Below are 1,898 nucleotides of genomic sequence, written 5' to 3'. Positions count from 1 at the left end.
CATCACTCGCTTAATGGAGACGTTAGGGGAGCTTTATTTTTAATAGTATCGGGAAGTAGCTCAGCTTGGTAGAGTACTTGGTTTGGGACCAAGGTGTCGCAGGTTCGAATCCTGTCTTCCCGATTATTGGGCTCTTTGTCAACTGTAGTGGGTAGATGAAAAGCTAAGACCTAGAGAGGACGAACTTCGTTCTCTCTTTCTTTATCTCTTTCTTATTTTCAGGAGATAAGCTGAAAAGGGCTATTCCCAGCCCTTTTCACTGTTCAAAGCAATCAAAATCCGTTTTTCTAGTTTTCATCTTCCTGAAACCGAAGGCATTTCTTTTAATGACTTTGATGAGATTATTGGTAGCTTCCAGTTTGGCGTTGGAATAAGGCAATTCCATGGCGTTTAAAACCTTGTCTTTATCCTTTAGAAATGTCTTAAATACCGTCTGGAAAATAGGATTAACAGTGGCCATTTCCTGTTCGATGAGACTGAAGAAATGATCTGAATTTTTCTCTTGGAAATGGAACAAGAGAAATTGATAGAGTTCATAGTGCCGTCTGAGTTCATCTGAGTAGGATAGGAGTTTTTCTAGAATTTCCTTGTTGGTTAAATGCATCCGAAACATAGGGTGATAAAATCGTTTATCATTGATTTTGCGGCTGTCTTGTTGTATCAATTTCCAGTAGCGTTTCAAAGCTCGGTATTCCTGCGATTTTCTATCAAGTTGGTTCATAATTTGAATACGGACACGGTTCATAGCACGACTAAGGTGTTGCACGATATGAAAGCGATCCAGAACAATCTTTGCGTTTGGGAGTGAAACAGTCTGGAATAGACTGTTTCAGCCTGAGCTTAGAAATTGGAGAGCGAAGGGGTTAGCCAATTTGTAGTAGGGACTAAACATATCCATGGTAATGACTTTGACCTGATTTCTAACCTTTCTAGGATAGCGTAGAAAGTGGTTTCGGATGGTTGCTTGAGTTCTTCCGTCCAGAATAGCAATGACGTTTAGGGAGTTGAAATCTTAAGCGATAAAGCTCATCTTCCCTTTCTTAAAGGCATACTCATCCCAGCTCAACACCTCAGGTAAGGTGTTCCAATCTGTTTCAAACTTGAACTCATTGAGCTTTCTGATAACTGATGATGTTGAGATGGATAGCCTGTGTGCAATATGTGTCATTGCTTGATTTTCGATGAGTAATTGGGCGATCTTCTGGTTAACAGCGACGGAGATTTGGTGGTTCTTCTTGACAAGAGGAGTTTCAGCGACAGCCATTTTCGCACATTCTTTGCACTTGAAACGACGCTTTCTAAGACGGATAAGTAAGGGATAGCCAGCTGTTTCTAGATAGGGAATTTTGGAGGCTTTTTGGAAATCGTATTTTGCCATTTGTCCCTTGCAGGAAGGGCATTTAGGGGCTGTGTAATCCAAGTGACCGTGGAGTTCTAAGTGAGTTCCCATATCATATTCATCAGTGATAACGATATTTTTGTCTTTAATTCTGAGAAAATTTGTGATAAGATTTAGTTGTTCCATATGAGTCTTTCTAATGTGAGTTTCGTCGCTTTTCATTATAGGTCATATGGGACTTTTTTTCTATACTCAAAAATGGCTCCATAATCTCCACAGTGGTTTTACCCACTACAGAAATTATAGAGCCCCTTTTCACTGTTCATACTCAATTAAAATCAAAAATAGCTGATATCCAATCTCTATGTACAATTGATTTGAGTTGATAAACAGTTAAGGTTTGAATAATCTCTTGAAGTTTATCGATTACCTCATTTAAAGTCTTAAATACTTTATTCTTGAAACCAAGTTTACGAATCTCAGCCCAGACTTGCTCAATAGGATTCATTTCAGGTGTATAGGGTGGAATGAAGGTGAATTCTATATTCTCAGGAATATT

General features: G+C 38.9%; 1 protein-coding gene, 1 tRNA gene and 1 pseudogene. 1 reads left to right on the top strand and 2 read right to left on the bottom strand.

The features are described 5' to 3' along the window. Positions 1-49 precede the first annotated feature (49 nt). Positions 50-123 (top strand) — tRNA-Pro (locus K5Q29_RS10495). 117 nt (positions 124-240) lie between these two features. On the opposite strand, the pseudogene K5Q29_RS10490 reads toward K5Q29_RS10495, so the two are convergent. Further along, positions 241-1,525: pseudogene (locus K5Q29_RS10490) on the bottom strand (transposase). 142 nt (positions 1,526-1,667) lie between these two features. Continuing rightward, a partial coding sequence (locus tag K5Q29_RS10485) for a transposase (RefSeq protein ID WP_221877131.1) occupies positions 1,668-1,898 on the bottom strand: 231 nt, incomplete at its 5' end.

It is taken from the genome of Streptococcus sp. 2018037 (assembly GCF_019754195.1).
In the GTDB taxonomy this organism is placed as follows: domain Bacteria; phylum Bacillota; class Bacilli; order Lactobacillales; family Streptococcaceae; genus Streptococcus; species Streptococcus hashimotonensis.
The sequence above is the reverse complement of the archived record's forward strand: the minus strand, read 5'-3'. Positions and strand labels throughout refer to the sequence as shown.